This window comes from Lacticaseibacillus parahuelsenbergensis, assembly GCF_030770265.1.
In the GTDB taxonomy this organism is placed as follows: domain Bacteria; phylum Bacillota; class Bacilli; order Lactobacillales; family Lactobacillaceae; genus Lacticaseibacillus; species Lacticaseibacillus casei.
The window spans coordinates 3,038,281-3,055,873 of record NZ_CP132482.1 but is presented as its reverse complement, the minus strand read 5'-3'; the positions used below and the strand labels follow the sequence as shown (position 1 = coordinate 3,055,873).

The following is a 17,593-nucleotide window of genomic DNA, read 5'->3' as shown; positions in this document are numbered from 1 at the left end:
AAGCGCCCCTCCTCTAAATAGCGGTTGTCATCAGCATCCAAAAAAGCCGCCGATGACCAACATGTGATGATACGCGAACATCACATCAGCGCATAAAAAAACCACGGCAACTTCTATAGTTGTCAACAGGTGGATCCGCAAACGCTAAATGTGGTTTAACCTAAAATTGCCGACTTAAACACAGGCCGATCAAGATGGACAGGATTAAGTTCGGCTAACGAGTGAATATAATGGCTGGTTTTGGTTAGGTCGAAAAATGTTCTGCAAAAATAAGTTTAGCATTGCGGAACCGAGTTTTCCACAGAAACCACAGTTTTCCACAAACAAAAATTCGCGAAATAAACAAGGTGCGAACAAATTATCCCCAACCCTGAGGACACCTACACCACACTAACCAGAAAAATGCAGTTATGCACATGTTGTCTGTGGAACCGAAACCTTGTAGCCGTAAGCGTTTCACAAGATATGAACAGGCTGCCGACAGCTTGTGGATAACTATATCAACACCCATGTGATTCTGCGAATTAGCTGTGCGCCATTTGTGCATAACAATTAAAACCGATTTTTGCGATACACAAGTTATCCACAGGCCGACCAGCAACAGTGCGTAACTGTCAGAGCAGCAAAAAGCCCAAAAAAGATCCACCATGTCAGCGAAAAAACCTTGACGCAGCTTGCGTCCTCGTGTAAACTCGGATGATGTCTGATAATGCAAGTCATCTTAAAAAGATAAATCGGGTTTTATAGGAGGTGTCGTCAATGACAACCAAACGTACTTTCCAACCAAAGAAACGTCACCGCGAACGTGTTCATGGTTTCATGAAGCGAATGAGCACAAAGAACGGCCGCAAAGTTTTAGCACGCCGTCGCGCTAAAGGACGTAAAGTATTATCCGCCTAAGCCACTGACCGCGTCAGTGGTTTTTTTAAGAGCGCGAACCGGCGCGGTTAGAAGCCGGAGCATAAGTGGCCTCAGCCCTAAATGGTTGGTCTTTGGCCATTTAGGGCTGAGGTTCTTATGTGCAGGCTTCTGCGCCGGTGAGCGCGTTTCGGAGAGTTCTCGGCTAGCGAACCGTGATGGCGGTCTTTGCCATTGCGACCAAGGTCCTTACACGCAGGTTTCTGGGCCTGTGAGCGCGTTTCTACGAGAGCATTCGGCCAACCGCTCACCTGCACATCCTCCGAAACCAAACCCCACCAGCCATCCAATGAACGGCAATGACCCGATTGTTGGTCGTTGCCGTTCATTTTGTTCATCGCCTAAATTCCCATTTATCATATAAAATCGGCAGCAGCCTGCTGATACATATAGGAAAACATCAACTCGTCTTGTATACTTAGAACCAGATTGTGAGGGAGCATCATTGCGCAAGTCGTATCGGATCAAAAAAGAAGCTGAATTTCAAAATGTGTTTGACCACGGCGATTCGGTTGCCAACCGCAATTTTGTGATCTATCACATGAAACGTGATCAACCCCATTTTCGGGTGGGGATCTCTGTAGGCAAAAAAGTCGGCCACACCGCCGTGATGCGAAATCAGATTAAACGCTATATTCGCCAAAGCCTGCTCGAGTTAAAACCCGACATTGATCCGCAGACCGATTTTCTGGTCATTGCGCGTAAGTCCGCTAACCAGCTTGATATGGCTGAAACCAAGAAGAACCTGATTCATGTCATGCGCTTGGCGGGCATCCTGAACGAAGATATCGAGGTCATCTGACCATGCTTAGGTTAAGAGAGGGATTATTTGTGAAAAATCGTCAAATCAAACGCCTGCTTGTCATTGTGAGCATGCTGAGTCTGGTTTTCATTCTGACCGCCTGTGGCACGGCGCCAGTGTCAGAACATAGTACCGGGTTCTGGGATCGTTATGTTGTTTACACGGCCGGCCAATTTGTTATCTGGCTGGCAAATCTGTTTGGCGGCAACCCCGGTGTCGGGATTATCGCTTTCACCCTGATCATCCGGATTTTGATTTTCCCGTTGAGCTACCTGTCCATCAAGAGTATGGCCAAGCAACAGGAACTCGCTCCGCAGATGAAAGAGCTGCAGCAAAAATACAGCTCTAAGGACACGGAAACTCAGACCAAGCTGCGTGATGAAACCCAGAAACTTTATGCTTCTGCGGGCGTCAATCCAGTGATGGGCTGTTTGCCAATCGTGATTCAGATGCCATTTCTGATTGCGCTGTATCAAGCGATTCTGCGAACAACATCGCTGCAATCCGGAACGTTCCTATGGATGAACCTGTCCAAACCCGATCCATGGTGGGTCATGCAGATTCTGGCTACCTTATTTACGTTAGGCACCAGCATTTTATCCATGATGGCTCAGCCAACCCGCAACTCAAGCAGTTGGATTATGATGATCATTTCGCCGCTGATGATTTTTGTTTTCTCAGTAACCTTACCAAGTGCGCTGGCCATTTACTGGGTTGTTACCAACGCCTTTTCAATGGTTCAGCAGTTACTGATTCAAAACCCATTCAAGATTCGGCGCGAGCGTGAAGAAAAAGCGCGGGCGGAAAAGGAAAAAGAACGGGCACTCAAAAAGGCGTATAAGAAAGCGACCAAACGGCGTAAATAACAACGGGAGGAAGCAAGATGCCAACCTTTCAAGGCAGTACGATTCAAAAAGCCATCGAAACCGGGCTGAAGCAACTTGGCTTACCACGTGATGCGGTCAGCGTTCAAGTCGTTCAGGAAAACAAGAACGGCTTCCTGGGCTTCATGCGTAAACCGGCCATTGTCAATCTAAAACCATTGGAGCCACCAGCCGATCCAGCGCCTGATCCGAAAACCGACCATGATCCTGCAGGCAAATCGAGGCCGGGCAAGCTTGCAGTGGCATTAACCGACACTGCCGGCAAAAAAATTGCCAGTGCGTTTAACGATATCACCACTAAAAAGCGCGACAATCAAACAGCGCTGGCGATGGTGCAAAGCTATCTGGAAGATATCACCACCGGCATGGGAATCAAAACGCAAGTCACCAGCGAACGTCAGGGCAATACCGTCACCTTCCAACTCAAAACCGATGAGGAAGGGCTGTTAATCGGTAAACATGGCAAGATTATCAATGCCATTCAATACTTAGCCCAGACCGAATTCAACCATTATGCCAAAAGTAAATGGACGATCATGCTGGATGTTGGCGATTATCGCGAACGCCGCCAAGCCACCGTTACACGTTTAGCCGAACGCACCGCGCGTGAGGTTCTGGCAACCGGCAAGGCGATCTACTTAGATCCAATGCCATCATTCGAACGCAAGGCCATTCACACGACCCTAGCCGACAATCAATACGTCGACACCCATTCTGAAGGCGTCGACCCCCGCCGCTACGTCGTGGTCACACCAAAACGACCGTAACTAACTTTTGACAAGCAGCGTTGATTTAAGTATGATGGTCACAGTTTAATAACGATGAAGTAGTCAAAGTGCTTTATCCAGTCTCTCCCAAACAAGGGAAGAGACTGGATTCGGCACTTTTTTTGTGAAGTGAGCGCGAGCAGGAGCGCTTAGAAATCGGAGTGTAAGTGGCCTCAAGCCTAAATGGCTGGGCTTTGGCCATTTAGGCTTGAGGTCCTTACACGCAGATTTCTGCGACTGCGAGCGCGTTATGGAGAGCCGCGGAAAAAACGACTCACCCATAGCTTCAACCAATGCCTCCAAACCATCCCAAACCTGCCCAACTCACAAACCATCAAAAAAGGAGAGTCTTCCGTTATGTCTACATCTATCACTGCTTACGACACCATCGCAGCGATTTCGACACCGCCTGGCGAAGGTGCGATCAGCATTGTCCGGCTCAGCGGCGAAACCGCCGTCACAACTGCCAACAAAGTCTTCAAAGGCAAAGATCTCACGCAGGTCAAAAGTCATACGATTCACTATGGCCACATTGTCGATCCGGAAACCGGCGACTTGATTGATGAAGTGATGGTGAGTGTGATGTTGGCGCCAAAGACGTTCACCCGCGAAGACGTGGTTGAAATCAATTGTCACGGCGGCATTGTTGCGACCAATCGCATTTTGCAATTATTGCTTGGCGAAGGGGCCCGCATGGCCGAGCCAGGCGAATTTACCAAACGGGCCTTTTTAAATGGCCGGATTGATCTCACTGAAGCCGAGTCGGTCATGGATCTGATCCGGGCAAAAACGGATCGCGCCATGCAGGTCGCCGTTAATCAGCTCGATGGGAATCTGCACACATTAATTAAACGGCTGCGGCAGGAGATCCTCGAAGTGTTAGCCCAGGTCGAGGTCAATATCGATTATCCCGAATATGATACAGACGAAATGACGACCAAAATGCTGCTTGAAAAAGCGCAAACCGTCAAAAAAGCCATCGAACAGCTGCTGACAACAGCCAGCCAAGGGAAAGTGCTACGCGAAGGCTTGGCGACAGCGATTGTCGGTCGCCCGAATGTGGGTAAAAGTTCGTTGCTGAACCATATGTTGCATGAGGACAAGGCCATCGTGACCGATGTTGCCGGCACCACGCGGGATGTGCTAGAGGAATACGTTAATGTGCGCGGCGTTCCGTTGAAGTTGGTCGACACGGCCGGCATTCATGACACCACCGATAAAGTCGAAAAAATCGGCGTCGAACGTTCGCGGCAAGCCATCACGCAGGCGGATCTGATTTTGCTGGTATTAGACCAAAGTCAACCGCTGACGGCCGAAGATCGCGAATTGATTGCGGCGACCGCGGACAAAAAACGCATGATTGTCCTGAATAAACAAGACTTACCAAAGCAACTCGACACAGATGTGCTGTACCAATTAGTAAAGCCCAATGAGGTCATCAAAACCGCCATTCCTACCAGTGATGGGATGGACGAACTTGATGAACGGATCGCCAAACTCTTCTTTGGCGGCATTGAAAACAGTCAGGGTACCGTTATGGTCTCGAATGCTCGGCAAATCGGCTTACTGCGCCAGGCTAGCAAAAGTCTGGACGCGGTCATTGCCGGTATCGATGCCGGGATGCCGATCGATTTGGTGCAAATTGATATGACCGCAGCGTGGGACAAACTTGGGGAGATTACCGGTGAAAGTGCCCCGGATGAATTGATTACCCAGTTATTCAGTCAATTTTGCTTAGGTAAGTAACCTTTAATGTGATGAGAAACAGATTCGTGGAGGAAAACAGATGCCAGAAGTAAAGAAGTTTGAAGCCGGCAAGTATGATGTGGTGGTTGTCGGCGCCGGCCATGCCGGTTGTGAAGCTGCCTTAGCCGCGGCGCGCATGGGTCAAAAAACATTGTTGCTGACGATTAGCCTGGAAATGTTGGCGTTCATGCCATGTAATCCGAGTCTCGGCGGTCCGGCTAAGGGAATCGTGGTTCGCGAAATCGATGCACTGGGCGGTGAAATGGGCAAGAATATCGACCGCACCTATATTCAGATGCGGATGCTCAACACCGGTAAGGGTCCGGCTGTGCGGGCATTGCGGGCGCAGGCGGATAAAGCTGCCTATCATCGCAGCATGAAGCACGTCATCGAAGACACGCCTAACCTGGATTTACGCCAAGGTTTGGCAACTGAGGTATTGGTCGAAGCCGGCAAAGCAGTTGGCATCGTGGCCGCAACCGGCGCGATTTATCGGGCTAAAAGTGTTGTGCTCACGGCAGGCACTAGCTCCCGCGGTAAGATTATCATCGGCGAGCTGATGTACAGTTCCGGCCCTAACAACAGTTTGCCAAGCATCAAGTTGTCGGAGAATCTGGAACATCTTGGCTTTAAATTACGCCGCTTTAAAACCGGAACACCACCGCGGGTCAATGGCAACACGATCGATTTCAGCAAAACCGAAGAACAACCGGGCGACACCACGCCGAATCATTTTAGCTTTACCACGCCTGATTCGGTCTATCTCAAAGATCAGTTAAGTTGCTGGATGACGTACACCAACGCAACGACCCATCAAATCATCCGCGAAAATCTGGATCGCGCACCGATGTTTTCCGGCGTCATCAAAGGCGTTGGCCCACGTTATTGCCCATCTATTGAAGATAAAATCGTGCGCTTTGCGGATAAGCCGCGCCACCAGTTGTTCCTGGAACCTGAAGGCCGTGATACTTCCGAGTATTATGTCGGCGACTTTTCCACGTCCATGCCTGAAGAAATTCAGTTGAAAATGCTGCATAGTGTGGCGGGCTTGGAAAAGGCCGAGCTTATGCGGCCGGGGTATGCGATTGAGTATGATGTGATTGAGCCGTGGCAGTTGAAGGCGACGTTGGAGACCAAAATCGTTGAGAACCTGTACACTGCCGGCCAGATGAATGGTACCAGTGGTTATGAAGAAGCGGCCGGCCAGGGAATCGTGGCTGGCATCAACGCGGCCCGCCGTGCTCAAGGTAAAGGACCGTTCACCTTGAAGCGGTCCGATGCTTATATTGGCGTCATGATTGACGATCTGGTCACCAAAGGCACGAACGAACCTTATCGATTGCTGACCAGCCGCGCGGAGTATCGTCTGTTGTTGCGCCACGACAATGCTGACTTGCGACTCACGCCAATGGGTCACGAGCTTGGTTTAATTAGTGATAAGCGGTACGCAGACTTTTTGGCGAAACGGCAGGCCATCACGACGGAATTGAAGCGACTGGAGACAACGCGGTTGAAGCCCAAGGATGTTAACCCGTGGCTTGAAGCCCATCACTTTGCGCCATTGAAAGATGGCGTGCTCGCCAGCGATTTCCTGAAGCGTCCGGAAATTGATTACCAAACCATGGCGCAATTTTTACCTGATAATCCGGAACTGGATCATCGGGTGATTGAACAAGTTGAAATTCAAATCAAGTATGCCGGCTACATTGCCAAGGAAGAAGCCAGCGTTGCCAAGCTGAAGCGGCTTGAGGGGAAAAAGATTCCGACACGCATTGATTACGATGCGATCAATGGTTTAGCAACGGAAGCGCGGCAGAAACTGGTTAAAATCCAACCGGCAACCATCGCCCAAGCCAGCCGAATTAGCGGGGTTAATCCTGCCGATGTGGCCATTTTGTCGGTTTATATCGAACAGGGACGTATTAGTAAAGTAGCGCAATAAGCAGTGAAGCCAGAGGGCCTGAATAAAGGTTCGCTGGCTTTTTTGATATGAGCGTGAACCGAGGTGGCTAGGAATCGGCGAATGCGCGTGATGGTATTGAGTAAAGAAATTGATGGATTGAAACTGTTCAAATAAATTTATATTATGATAAGAACCATTAACCCGTAGCTGCTTCAAAACTGACCTTAGATAAAACCGTCCCTCCCTCAATAAAGGAGTTTTAACTTATGAAGCAAAATCTGATCCAGTCGTTGTGGTTTATTTTTCTGTTGTTTTTGGCATTTGTGGTACCGGTATTTGGTTTTTTGCCGGCCATCTATTTATGGACAACGATGAAAAAAGTACCTGACTTGGCAGCCATGCGGGGATGGACGATGGGAGCGCTTGTGGTGCAGGGTTGCTACTTGCTTGCGCTGGTCTTGATTTTTCTGTTTTTTGTCCCGGCATAAGTGGTATCCGCCAACATGCGATTGAAGCATAGACTTTGTGTTGAAGCAAAAATATTGATATTCTAAAAGCGGTCAGCGATGATCAACCGCGATCAATGGCTGATACATTAGCATGAGGTATACCGAATGGATATTCTTTGGCCGCAGCTGCTACTGATCTTTTTGCTATTGCTTATCTTTGGCATGTTGGCATTGACCCTGATTGCGATTCTATGGAAGAGCAAGTTTTCCGTGTTGCTCAAAAGTTTGCTGGCAACACTGATTGGCGGTGCCATGATTTTATTGGTTTATGGATCGTTATTTATTATTTTCTTTGGGGTTAATACACCTTAATGTGAATTTTGATGTATGCAATAAGCGTACGGCCGAAAAAGTGTCTGCTGCGGCGGGCACTTTTTTCATTGGTTAAGCACGATAACTGATGAAAATTTGTGTTAAACACGATATGCTGTTTTTAAATGACTATTTTATGGCGGGTTGCTTGCCACTGGCGGTAAAAAAGCCGACAATTAGTAAAACGCAACGCGATAAGGAGCAAGACGCATGAGCCAACCGGATACAGAAGAAATTTTAGAAGTTTGCGGCAAGGTCGGTGAGATTTTGCTTAATGCCGGTGCGGAGACCTCGCGCATCGAGACGACGGTTGAATATATCGGGCATGCTGCCGGTGCGCGGGTTGCCTGTTATGCAACTATCACCGCGGTGTTTGTCAGTCTGGAAAATGAGAGTCGGACGCTGTTGATCAAGTCCTCGTTAGGTGGGTTCAACTTGCAAAAGGTTGATGAGTTGAATCAGCTTTCGCGGGAGTTCGTTGCGCACAAAATTACGTTTGACGCTTTGAAACGTGATGTGGCGCGGATTGATCGGCAGGTCATCAATTTTCCCTGGTGGGCGCGCATTCTTGGTGCTGGCTGGGTCTCGGTGGCGCCGATGCTATTGTTTAAAGCAACGAACGGTGATCTGGCCTGGGCATTTTTTGTCGGGATCTTTGGTTATCTCGGGGCGGAATTTGTCGGACGCCGAACCACAACGCCTTATTTCAAAGAGGCAACCGGGGCGTTTGTGGTAGCGATTTTGGCGGAGTTACTCATGAATATTGGCTGGGGAGATAATGCCGGTAATATTATTATCAGTGCGCTGATGCCGTTGGTGCCGGGGGTGGCGATTACCAACGCGATTCGTGAAATCCTATCGCGGCAGATTATTAGCGGTATCGTCCGAACCGTGGATGCCATTTTTGTCGCTGGCGCAATCGGGTCCGGTGTCGTGATTGCGATTGTCTTGACCCAAGTGCTAGGAGGGCGTTAACGTGCGGTTACTCGTTGAATTTATTATCAGCATCTTATCGAGCATCGGTTTTGGCGTTATCACCAATATTCCCAAGCGCGCGTTGCTGCCGGCGGGGATAACCGGTGGCGTTTCGTGGTGTGCTTACTGGCTGATCAGTTTGCAGGATCACAGTCTGGTGCTGCCGAATTTTACCGCAACGGTGATCATCGGGTTGTTAGGGAATTATTTTGCCATTCGCCATCGGGTGCCGGTGAATACGATTTACATACCTAGCCTCGTGTCGCTGGTGCCAGGTGGGATCGCCTATCTGGGTGCCCGCAGTTTTACCATGGGAAAAGCCGCCAGTGCCGCGCAGCAGATCTATAATGTTATTTTGATTGCAATGGCACTGGCGGTGGGGTTCGTGGTGGCCGAGGTTATTTTCAAAGCCATCCGCCCGTTTTTGATTCGGTTGATCGCCAAACTGCCTGAAGCACAGACAAAATCACGCGGCGGAAAATCGGCATGAGTTCAACAAAATACGCCGCTACTCAACTCGATAAAGTTGGGTAGCGGCGTATTTTTTGCCTAACCAGTTCATTAAGCAGCAGCTTCGCTAGTGACTTGTTCCACTTTTTTCATGGCGGATACGATTTGCTGTGGCGTTAGATCTTTGTCGATTAAAACAAAAGTCTCCTCAGGTTGTGCGGCAAATTCAGCGACTTGCTGCATCTTTTGGGCTACGTTCTTGGTGACGTGGAGATCCTCGAGGTTTAACGGCAGACCGATTTTTTCATAAAAAGGCATCAAACTGCGAATTTCATCGTCATCCCCGGTTGTGGCGAGTTGCACCAAAATGCCGTAAGCCACTTTTGAGCCGTGGAGAATCGCGTGGGTTTCCGGCAGGTAGGATAGTCCGTTATGAACGGCGTGGGCACCTGCTGCTCGGCCATCGACGCCGCCGAACCCGCCAACTTCTCCGGCTAAGCCGATGATTGTGTCGGCCACGGCTTCAAAGGCAGGCGTGTCCCGCCCAGCATCCAAATCGGCTAAGGCTTGCTCGGCATTTTTGAAGAGAATTGCCTGAATGGTTTTGGCAGACGCACGGCTTAGCTGACCATAAGCATTCAGCTGGTCAACCTTGTTGCGGGTGATGCCGTCCATTTCGTACCACTTCGCCAGCGTATCACCAATCCCGGCAACGAAGAAATCATGCGGCGTGCTGAGTAGTAAGTTATAGTCAACCAACGTGATATAAGCCGACTTTTTAAAATACTCAACGTAACTAAACGTATGTCCCTGTGCGTGGTAGATCGCGGCTAACGGTGTGAACGGCGCACAGTTGGAGGCCAGCGTCGGAATGCTAATCAGTTCGGCACCCAACGTTTCGGCGGCGACCTTAGCCGTGTCGATCAAGCGGCCGGCTCCGATTCCCAAGACAGCATCCGCCTGACCGATGGCTTCGGCCAAAGCATGGCCATTTTCGTCACTGGCCGATCCGTCATAGTGATAAACCGGTAAGTCCAGTGTGCCCGGATAGGCTTTTTCAAACGCCGCAAAACTCTTTTCGCCGGTAATGACGACCGGTTTGGTGAAATCTTTCAAAATAGTATCCAAATAAGCGAGCGCGCCGGCCTCACTGACAAACCGATTGGCTCCAGGGCGTAAATCAAATTCCAGCTCCATCGACAAAACTCCTCTCATGTAAATCTCATCTTATGTGATAATTGTTAACATACGCGCTGTGATAAGCGAAGTCAACCAAAAAATAAAAAAGATTCAATTTTCAGAAAAAAGTTGGCATAAACGGCGGCGTGTTCCTGTAGACGAATCGTGAAACAAAACAGTTGACATTTAACCCAGATGCAGATAAACTGCTTTCAACTTTAAAAATAACTGATAAAATGATGAAACGTCATGAAGCGGAGAGTAGTCAGAAACGCAGCTTAAGCGAGTCGATGGGTGGTGGAAATCGATGCAGGCGTCTGGTGAAAATGGCCGCGGAATGGATCCGGCGACAAGTCGGGTACGCACTAGGCCTGCGTTAGACGGTCTCGATGTCAACAGGCATCGTTAAGGTTACACAGTAACGAACCAGGGTGGTACCCCGACATTGTCGGCCCTGCTGAATCAATTTTTGATTCGGCAGGGCCTTTTTTTGGACCGGCGAGCGTCTTACAACAGTCAGCTCCCTTCATGCAGATCATCATTTTATCAGCCAAACAACCCATAACAGGAGGATTCTTACATGAAAAAATGGTTGAAGTTAAGCTGGGCAGCAGTTCTCGCGTTGAGTCTTTTGGTCGTTCTAACCGCCTGTGGCAGCAGTAGCGCCAGCAGCAAGACATCGGCGAATCAGCTGTCGGATAAAACGATCACAGTCGGTGTTACTGCCGGACCGCACGAATTAATCATGAAACAAGTCGCAAAGTTAGCTAAAAAAGATGGCTTAACGATCAAATTAAAGCAATTCACCGACTACAACAGTCCAAACGTGGCCTTAAACGACGGCGATTTGGGCGCGAATAGTTACCAGACATTGCCGTTTTTGAAAGAACAGATTAAATCCAAGAATTTCAAGATTACGCAGGTTTTCAAAACCGTGGCGTTTCCAATGGGCGTTTATTCCAAAAAAATTAAGGACTTGAAGGCGCTCAAAAAGGGTGATTCGATCGCCGTGCCGAACGATCCGTCAAACGAATTGCGGGCGCTGCAGCTTTTTGAAGCCGCGGGCGTGATTAAGCTTAAAGCCGGCATTAGCCAAAAGGCGACGAAAGCAGATGTTGTCGAGAATCCGCTGGGCCTAAAAATTGAAGAACTGGAAGCTTCGCAATTGCCAACGCACTTACAAGACGTGACGGCAGCCGCCATCAACACGAATTTTGCTTTTGATTCCGGACTCACGATCAATCAAGACGCGATTTATCATGAGAAAACCAAGAACAATCCTTATCCAAACTACTTTGTTGTACAAACCAAGCATCAAAATGATAAAGTCATCAAGCAAATCAAGAAATACTATCAGAGCAAAACCATTAAGGATTATATTGCCAAGGAATTCAAAGGATCCATCGTGCCCGCCTTCTAAGTCAAAAGTGGACGCGATTAAAAAAGAGGGATTGAGATGACTCAGTTAACACTTGCTTTAGCGCAAATCGACATTGCTTTTGGGCAACCCGAGCAAAATTATCAAACGGTGGCGGATTCGGTGGCCGAGGCAGCCCGAAAAAAGGCGGATGTCGTCGTGTTACCAGAAATGTGGAATACCGGCTACGACCTGGAACATTTAGAGACGCTTGCCGATCCGGATGGCTTGCGGACGCAGACTTTTTTAAGCGATCTTGCCCGCCACTATCACCTGACGATTGTGGGTGGCTCGGTTGCCACGGCAGAAAATGAGCATTTTTTTAATCGCAGTTTGACGCTGGACGCTCAGGGCCACTTGCTGGCGTCGTATGCGAAGGCGCATCTTTTTCGCCTGATGAATGAAGAAAAGTTCATTACTGCCGGATCCGAGGCTGATCACTTTACGCTTGCGGTGCCAGCCAGTGTGGCGATTTGCTATGACTTGCGGTTTCCGGAGTGGTTCCGGCGCATGGCCAGTGATGGTACGCAGCTGTTCTTCCTGCCGGCTGAATGGCCGACGCCGCGCTTGCCACAGTTTGCGGCGTTACTGACCGCCCGCGCAATCGAAAATCAGGCGTTTGTGGTGGCGGTGAATCGGGTTGGTCAAGATCCTGGCAATGATTTTGGCGGGCAAAGCCAAGTGATTGATCCGTTCGGCAAGCGCCTGTTGCAACTGGACGATCAGCCGCAAGTCGGCATCGTCACCATCGACTTGGCTCAGATTGCGGCCGCGCGTCAACAAATTCCAGTCTTCACAGATCGGCGGCCGGAACTGTATTAAGCACGCCAGGCACACTAACCATGCAAACTCATTAAAAAGGGGAATCAGACCAGTGATATTTTCAGAATCAGCGGTGCTTCAAGCGCTGCCTAAGCAGTTTTTTGCCAGCCTCGTCAAACATGTCAATGCACGGATTGCGGCGGGTCATGACGTGATCAATTTAGGCCAGGGGAATCCGGACCAGCCGACACCGGCCAACATCGTGCAGGTAGCCCAACAGGCGGTGGCTAAGCCAGGGAATCATAAGTATTCACTTTTCCGCGGCTTACCAAGCTTCAAGCAGGCTGCGGCCGAATTTTACGAACGCGAATATGGCGTTCAATTGGATCCGGAAAAGGAAATTGCGGTTTTGGGCGGCTCAAAAATCGGCTTGGTGGAACTGCCGCTTGCCTTGATGAACCCCGGTGAGACAATTTTGCTGCCGGATCCGGGATACCCGGACTATCTGTCAGGCGTCACATTGGCGCGCGTGAAACTAGCCCTGATGACGCTGACCGCGGACCATGACTGGCTTCCTGATTATGCAGCCATCGACCCAGCGGTGGCCGATGCTGCCAAGCTGCTTTATTTGAACTATCCGAATAATCCTACGACTGCGGTGGCAACTCCGGCGTTTTATGATCAAACCGTCGCTTTTGCCAAGGCGCATCACATCGGCATTGTCAGTGATTTTGCTTATGGCGCGCTCGGCTTTGATGGTCAGCGGCCGGTAAGTTTCTTGCAAAGTTCCGGTGCGAAAGAGGTGGGCATTGAGCTTTACACGCTTTCGAAGACTTATAACATGGCTGGCTGGCGCTTGGCTTTTGCAGCGGGCAATGCCGATATGATTGAGGCCATTAATCTGATTCAGGATCATCTGTTTGTCTCGGTTTTCCCCGCGATTCAGGAAGCAGGCATCGAAGCATTGCTTGGCGATCAGACATCAGTGCCCAAACTGATTGACTTGTACCAACAACGCCGCGATGAGTGGTTTTCGGCGACAGAGGCCATTGGGTGGCATGGGAAAAAGTCTCCCGGCACGTTTTACGCCTGGATGCCCGTGCCTGCCGGATACACCAGCGAATCCTTCACAGAACTACTTTTGGAGCGGGCAGACGTGGCCGTAGCCGCTGGAAACGGTTTTGGCGACCATGGAGAAGGCTATGTGCGAATCGGCTTACTTACCAGTCCGCAACGGTTGGAGGAGGCAGCCCAGCGTATCGGGAAGCTGGGGTTATTTTAAAAGGCGAAGCCGCAGTATTTGGTCAAAATGACTGGATGCTGCGGCTTTTTTTTGAGGCAGCAAAAAAGCGCTAGTCATTTGACCACTAGCGCTTGTAGGTGGAACGAAACATTATGACTTCAAAATATCAATCAAATTCTTATTAGCCGCACTCTTCGCCGGCAATAAGCCAAACACAATGCCGACAATACTTGAAATGGCAAAGGTGCCGATAACGGAGCCTAACGTGACGACCGGCTTGAATGGTAGGAACATCGCGATGATCCAGGCGGTTAACGCACCCACAATCAATCCGACCACACCGCCTGTTAGTGTCAGCATGACCGATTCTAAAAGAAACTGTTTCATGATTTCGGCGGGAGTGGCGCCGACTGCCATTCGGATGCCGATTTCCTGCGACCGTTCCGAAGCGGAAATGTACATCATGTTCATGACCCCAACACCTGCAATCAGAAGGGAGATGCCGGCAATAGCACTCACAAATAACGTTAAAGCACTGATGACATTGCCAATGCCTTTCAGTAATTCGCCGTAATCAAAGTATGAATACTCGCCGCTGCGCCGTTCGCTGCCGGATTTTTTCAGCTGGCGAACAACATTGTTGGTCAGCTTGCTGACGTCACTACCGGTTTTATACGTGATTGCCAATTTTCGGCCTTCCTGAGAAAGCTGCCCGGCACGATAGGCTTTTTCCGGTACTAAGACATCAACGTCCAGCGCGGAATACGGGGTTTTGGGCGGGCTGAAAACGCCGATAATGTTGTAGTTTTTGGTTCCAAGTTCCAAGGAGGAGTTTAATGCTGCGGTATTGCCGTGGAAAACCTTTTTGGCGAGCTTTTTGGAAATTAACGTATCCTCGCCGTCTGTCTGTAACGATTCTTGGCTAAAACCATGACCAGCGTTTAACTGAATGTTGGGTTTTGCCTTATTGACCAAGGTGACAGACATCATCGTATCGGCATTTGCCAGCTGACCGTTGACTTGCAGCCGTTCTTTATCGTGTTTAATCACGACTTTCTTGATTTTATCCGGCGCCGTTTGCTTTGCCAGCGTGATGTCGCTTTCTTTAAAGCCGGCATCGGTTTCGCTGCTGCTAGTGGGGTTGAAGGTGATCTCGGCGGTTTGCTGGCCCTGGGTATCGGCTTGCAGGTTCTTCACGGTTGCCGCTTTGATGCCGTTACCTAACGAAAGAATCGTGACGACAGACGCAATCCCAATGACAATCCCGATCATCGTCAAGAAACTGCGGCGTTTGTTAGCCGCCAGTGCGCGGAAGGAGATTCTGATGAGTTCACTTAGTCGCATGGGCCACCTCCGTATCACTGATGATCTGGCCGTCCAGGATTTTAATCATCCGATCGCTTTGCTCGGCAACGTGCTCATCATGCGTGACCATGATAATCGTGCCGCCTTTTCGGTGTAATTCCTTGAAAAGTTGCATAATGTCTGCGGATGTGTGACTGTCCAAGGCGCCAGTGGGTTCGTCAGCAATCAGAAATTGCGGCGAATTTGCCAAGGCGCGGGCAATCGCCACCCGTTGTTGCTGCCCACCAGATAGGTTTCGCGGCAATTTGTTTTCCATACCGGTGAGACCGACTGACTCAAGTAACTCGGAGATTTTGCCACGCACCTCTGATCGCCGGTGTCCGCCATAGCTTAACGGAATCAGGACATTTTCAAAAATATTCAGGTTGTGAATGAGGCTGAAGTTTTGAAAGACAAATCCAACGTGCCGATTCCGCATACGTGAAGCTTTAGTCGCGTTGAAGTCGGCCACATTTTCGTCTTGAAAAAAATACTTGCCTTCAAATGCCGTGTCGAGAAAGCCGATAATATTGATCAAGGTTGATTTTCCCGAACCCGAAGGCCCCATGATCGCAACAAATTCACCTTCGTCAATGTGCAGATTGATGTCTTTGAGGACGTGAAAAGCGGTCGCACCTTGACCGTAACTTTTGTTAACATGCTGAAGATCAATCATCAACGGTCACCTTCGCTCCGTCTTTGGTTGACTTGGTGGGATTTTCCAAAATACGGTCGCCGCTGCTGAGGCCATCCGTGACTTCATACATGTCGTCTTTTTTGGTGTAAGTGATCTTGGTCCGCACTGCGCGGCCGTTGACCACCTTGTAGACAGCGCCTTGGCGTACCGCGGTTTTAGGAATCTGCAGGCCGCTTAGAGGGATGATCATGCTGACCGACTGACCGTTTAAAAAACCGTGATCTAACTTAGCGGTGACATCGTACTTCGCCAGATTCGGCTTGCTGGATTTCGCCGGATCGCTGCTGATAAAGTTAATGGAAGTTGTCTGTTTCGTTTTGGTCGACAGTGCCTGCACTGTTACCGACTGATCAACTTTAACATCGGCATAATCAAATTCAGAAACCTGACCAACCGCTTCCATTTCTGATGAGGTTTCGGTGATCGATTGCTGGCCGTTTGCTTGATAGTCAATATACAAACGACCGGCAAATGGTGCCTTAACAACAGTGTTGAGATTTTGCTGCAGTTTAGCGACATCTTGGTTGGCCTCGTCAACAGCCGCGGCCGAATCCTGGCGACTGCTTTGGGCTTCATCCAGTTGGCTCTGTAAATCAGATCTTTGCGGATCGTCAGCTGCCAACTGATTGAGTGACGACTTGAGTTGGTTGATTTTGTCATCCAATTGTTTGAGGCTGCGTTGTTGTTTTTGGAGTGACTGGTTGGCTGTCGTGATTTTTTCCTGAACGTCAGGGTGGTAGACCGTTAGCAGCTGTTGGCCGGCCGTCACCGTATCACCGTTTTTGACCGATTGATTCTGTACCGTGCCTTCAGGAACCTCGATTTTTTGCGTGCGTGTTGCCTGGGCTTGGCCGGACAACCGCAATTCGTGGCGCTTAACCTGAAAAGTCGCCACCGCGTTCGAAGTCGTTGACTGCTGGGGCTGCTTATGTTGGGTCATGAAGAAAACAATGGTTACAACAATGATGGCTAAAATTCCGATGCCAATGATCACCATTCGTTGGGAAATACCTTTGTGCTTCGCCTGTCGCTTTTTCAAACTTCCGCCTCCGTGTAAACGTATTTTTACCGTGCCGTTGGTGCAAGTATACGGATTGATTAGGTTAACGTCCAATCATAGATTTCGCTGAATTTTGTTGGTTTTCCGATTAAGAAACGAACTTTGCAAAATAAATGACAACTTAAGGTTGAGCGGACGATTTGATACAGATATTGGCATGCGTAAGACGAAGCAGGCTGAGGAATTAGGTGAATTGTTAACTTGAGATAACAGGCGGCTTATTTTTCGGGTCTTTGAATTTTGTTAAAAAGTTTCACGTGAAACAGATTGCGCTTAGTGAGCATTTTTCTCCATAAGAAAAAGCCGGCTATTAACCGACTTTCTTGGGTGAACTCTTTTTATTCAAAGAGCGGTTACCTTACAGTCACGAGCGTTATGACTGAATATAGGTAACGAGTCTTTGAAAATGCCGCCTTTTTAAAACGGCAACCACATCAAATGGAGGACTAGCGAACCGTCAACAAGCTAATGCCAATGGCTAATAGCAGAATAGCGACGACGGATTGGACACTGATTTGCCATGTCTTGAATGTTTTGGTACGCCATTCGGCTACGATCACCGCCAACGTGATGATGAAGGCGACAACGACCATGATTAGTAATTGAACGACCAGACTATCCATGT

Annotated in this window: 18 protein-coding genes; 13 read left to right on the top strand and 5 right to left on the bottom strand. The window is 49.3% G+C overall.

The window, feature by feature from the left end; translation table 11 throughout:
• Positions 1-759: 759 nt before the first annotated feature.
• The 10 genes from rpmH (at position 760) to LACPH_RS14200 (ending at position 9,306) form a co-directional block, all read left to right on the top strand.
• Positions 760-900: a 50S ribosomal protein L34 gene (rpmH, locus tag LACPH_RS14245; RefSeq protein ID WP_003568442.1), complete on the top strand. Its 141-nt coding sequence runs from the start codon at positions 760-762 to the stop codon at positions 898-900.
• A 463-nt stretch (positions 901-1,363) separates the two neighbouring features.
• Positions 1,364-1,720, top strand: coding sequence for a ribonuclease P protein component (rnpA, locus tag LACPH_RS14240; protein ID WP_010490327.1), 357 nt, complete (start codon positions 1,364-1,366; stop codon positions 1,718-1,720).
• A 29-nt stretch (positions 1,721-1,749) separates the two neighbouring features.
• Entirely contained in the window at positions 1,750-2,586 is an 837-nt protein-coding gene (gene yidC / locus LACPH_RS14235; RefSeq protein ID WP_010490329.1) for a membrane protein insertase YidC, read from the top strand.
• A 17-nt stretch (positions 2,587-2,603) separates the two neighbouring features.
• Complete coding sequence (gene jag, locus LACPH_RS14230; protein WP_025013692.1) at positions 2,604-3,371, top strand: RNA-binding cell elongation regulator Jag/EloR; 768 nt, start codon at positions 2,604-2,606, stop codon at positions 3,369-3,371.
• A 357-nt stretch (positions 3,372-3,728) separates the two neighbouring features.
• Complete coding sequence (gene mnmE, locus LACPH_RS14225; protein WP_274784070.1) at positions 3,729-5,117, top strand: tRNA uridine-5-carboxymethylaminomethyl(34) synthesis GTPase MnmE; 1,389 nt, start codon at positions 3,729-3,731, stop codon at positions 5,115-5,117.
• A 40-nt stretch (positions 5,118-5,157) separates the two neighbouring features.
• Positions 5,158-7,059: a tRNA uridine-5-carboxymethylaminomethyl(34) synthesis enzyme MnmG gene (mnmG, locus tag LACPH_RS14220; protein ID WP_274784069.1), complete on the top strand. Its 1,902-nt coding sequence runs from the start codon at positions 5,158-5,160 to the stop codon at positions 7,057-7,059.
• Positions 7,060-7,286: 227 nt separating this feature from the next.
• Positions 7,287-7,508 carry a hypothetical protein gene (locus LACPH_RS14215; RefSeq protein WP_274784068.1) on the top strand — a complete coding sequence of 74 codons (222 nt, stop codon included), beginning with the start codon at positions 7,287-7,289 and terminating at the stop codon, positions 7,506-7,508.
• Positions 7,509-7,634: 126 nt separating this feature from the next.
• The gene (locus LACPH_RS14210; RefSeq protein WP_039639783.1) at positions 7,635-7,841 is read left to right on the top strand and encodes a hypothetical protein; all 207 of its coding nucleotides are present in this window, start codon (positions 7,635-7,637) and stop codon (positions 7,839-7,841) included.
• A gap of 210 nt (positions 7,842-8,051) precedes the next feature.
• The gene (locus tag LACPH_RS14205) at positions 8,052-8,816 is read left to right on the top strand and encodes a threonine/serine exporter family protein (protein WP_274784067.1); all 765 of its coding nucleotides are present in this window, start codon (positions 8,052-8,054) and stop codon (positions 8,814-8,816) included.
• Between the two features lies 1 nt (position 8,817).
• Entirely contained in the window at positions 8,818-9,306 is a 489-nt protein-coding gene (locus tag LACPH_RS14200; RefSeq protein WP_010490344.1) for a threonine/serine exporter family protein, read from the top strand.
• 71 nt (positions 9,307-9,377) lie between these two features.
• Here the strand turns inward: LACPH_RS14200 and LACPH_RS14195 are convergent, their stop codons facing one another.
• Entirely contained in the window at positions 9,378-10,463 is a 1,086-nt protein-coding gene (locus tag LACPH_RS14195; protein WP_087913198.1) for an iron-containing alcohol dehydrogenase family protein, read from the bottom strand.
• 562 nt (positions 10,464-11,025) lie between these two features.
• On the opposite strand from LACPH_RS14195, the gene LACPH_RS14190 reads away from it, so the two are divergent.
• The 3 genes from LACPH_RS14190 to LACPH_RS14180 are packed head-to-tail and all read left to right on the top strand — an operon-like array spanning position 11,026 to position 13,906.
• Positions 11,026-11,865 carry a MetQ/NlpA family ABC transporter substrate-binding protein gene (locus LACPH_RS14190; protein WP_049172691.1) on the top strand — a complete coding sequence of 280 codons (840 nt, stop codon included), beginning with the start codon at positions 11,026-11,028 and terminating at the stop codon, positions 11,863-11,865.
• A 36-nt stretch (positions 11,866-11,901) separates the two neighbouring features.
• Positions 11,902-12,684, top strand: coding sequence for a carbon-nitrogen family hydrolase (locus tag LACPH_RS14185; protein ID WP_274784066.1), 783 nt, complete (start codon positions 11,902-11,904; stop codon positions 12,682-12,684).
• 52 nt (positions 12,685-12,736) lie between these two features.
• Positions 12,737-13,906: a pyridoxal phosphate-dependent aminotransferase gene (locus LACPH_RS14180; RefSeq protein ID WP_274784065.1), complete on the top strand. Its 1,170-nt coding sequence runs from the start codon at positions 12,737-12,739 to the stop codon at positions 13,904-13,906.
• Between the two features lie 111 nt (positions 13,907-14,017).
• On the opposite strand, the gene LACPH_RS14175 is transcribed toward LACPH_RS14180, so the two are convergent.
• From LACPH_RS14175 to LACPH_RS14160, 4 genes are all read right to left on the bottom strand, one after another.
• Positions 14,018-15,211 (bottom strand): ABC transporter permease, encoded by a 1,194-nt coding sequence (locus LACPH_RS14175; RefSeq protein ID WP_306387081.1) that lies wholly within the window; start codon positions 15,209-15,211, stop codon positions 14,018-14,020.
• On the bottom strand, positions 15,198-15,887 hold the full coding sequence (locus LACPH_RS14170) for an ABC transporter ATP-binding protein (protein WP_010490356.1): 690 nt from the start codon (positions 15,885-15,887) through the stop codon (positions 15,198-15,200). The genes LACPH_RS14175 and LACPH_RS14170 overlap by 14 nt, the downstream gene beginning before the upstream one ends.
• Complete coding sequence (locus LACPH_RS14165; RefSeq protein WP_370531201.1) at positions 15,880-16,905, bottom strand: efflux RND transporter periplasmic adaptor subunit; 1,026 nt, start codon at positions 16,903-16,905, stop codon at positions 15,880-15,882. The genes LACPH_RS14170 and LACPH_RS14165 overlap by 8 nt, the downstream gene beginning before the upstream one ends.
• A 509-nt stretch (positions 16,906-17,414) precedes the next feature.
• A complete protein-coding gene (locus LACPH_RS14160; RefSeq protein ID WP_047106760.1) occupies positions 17,415-17,591 on the bottom strand; it encodes a hypothetical protein in 177 nt (58 codons plus the stop codon).
• Between the last annotated feature and the right edge of the window lie 2 nt (positions 17,592-17,593).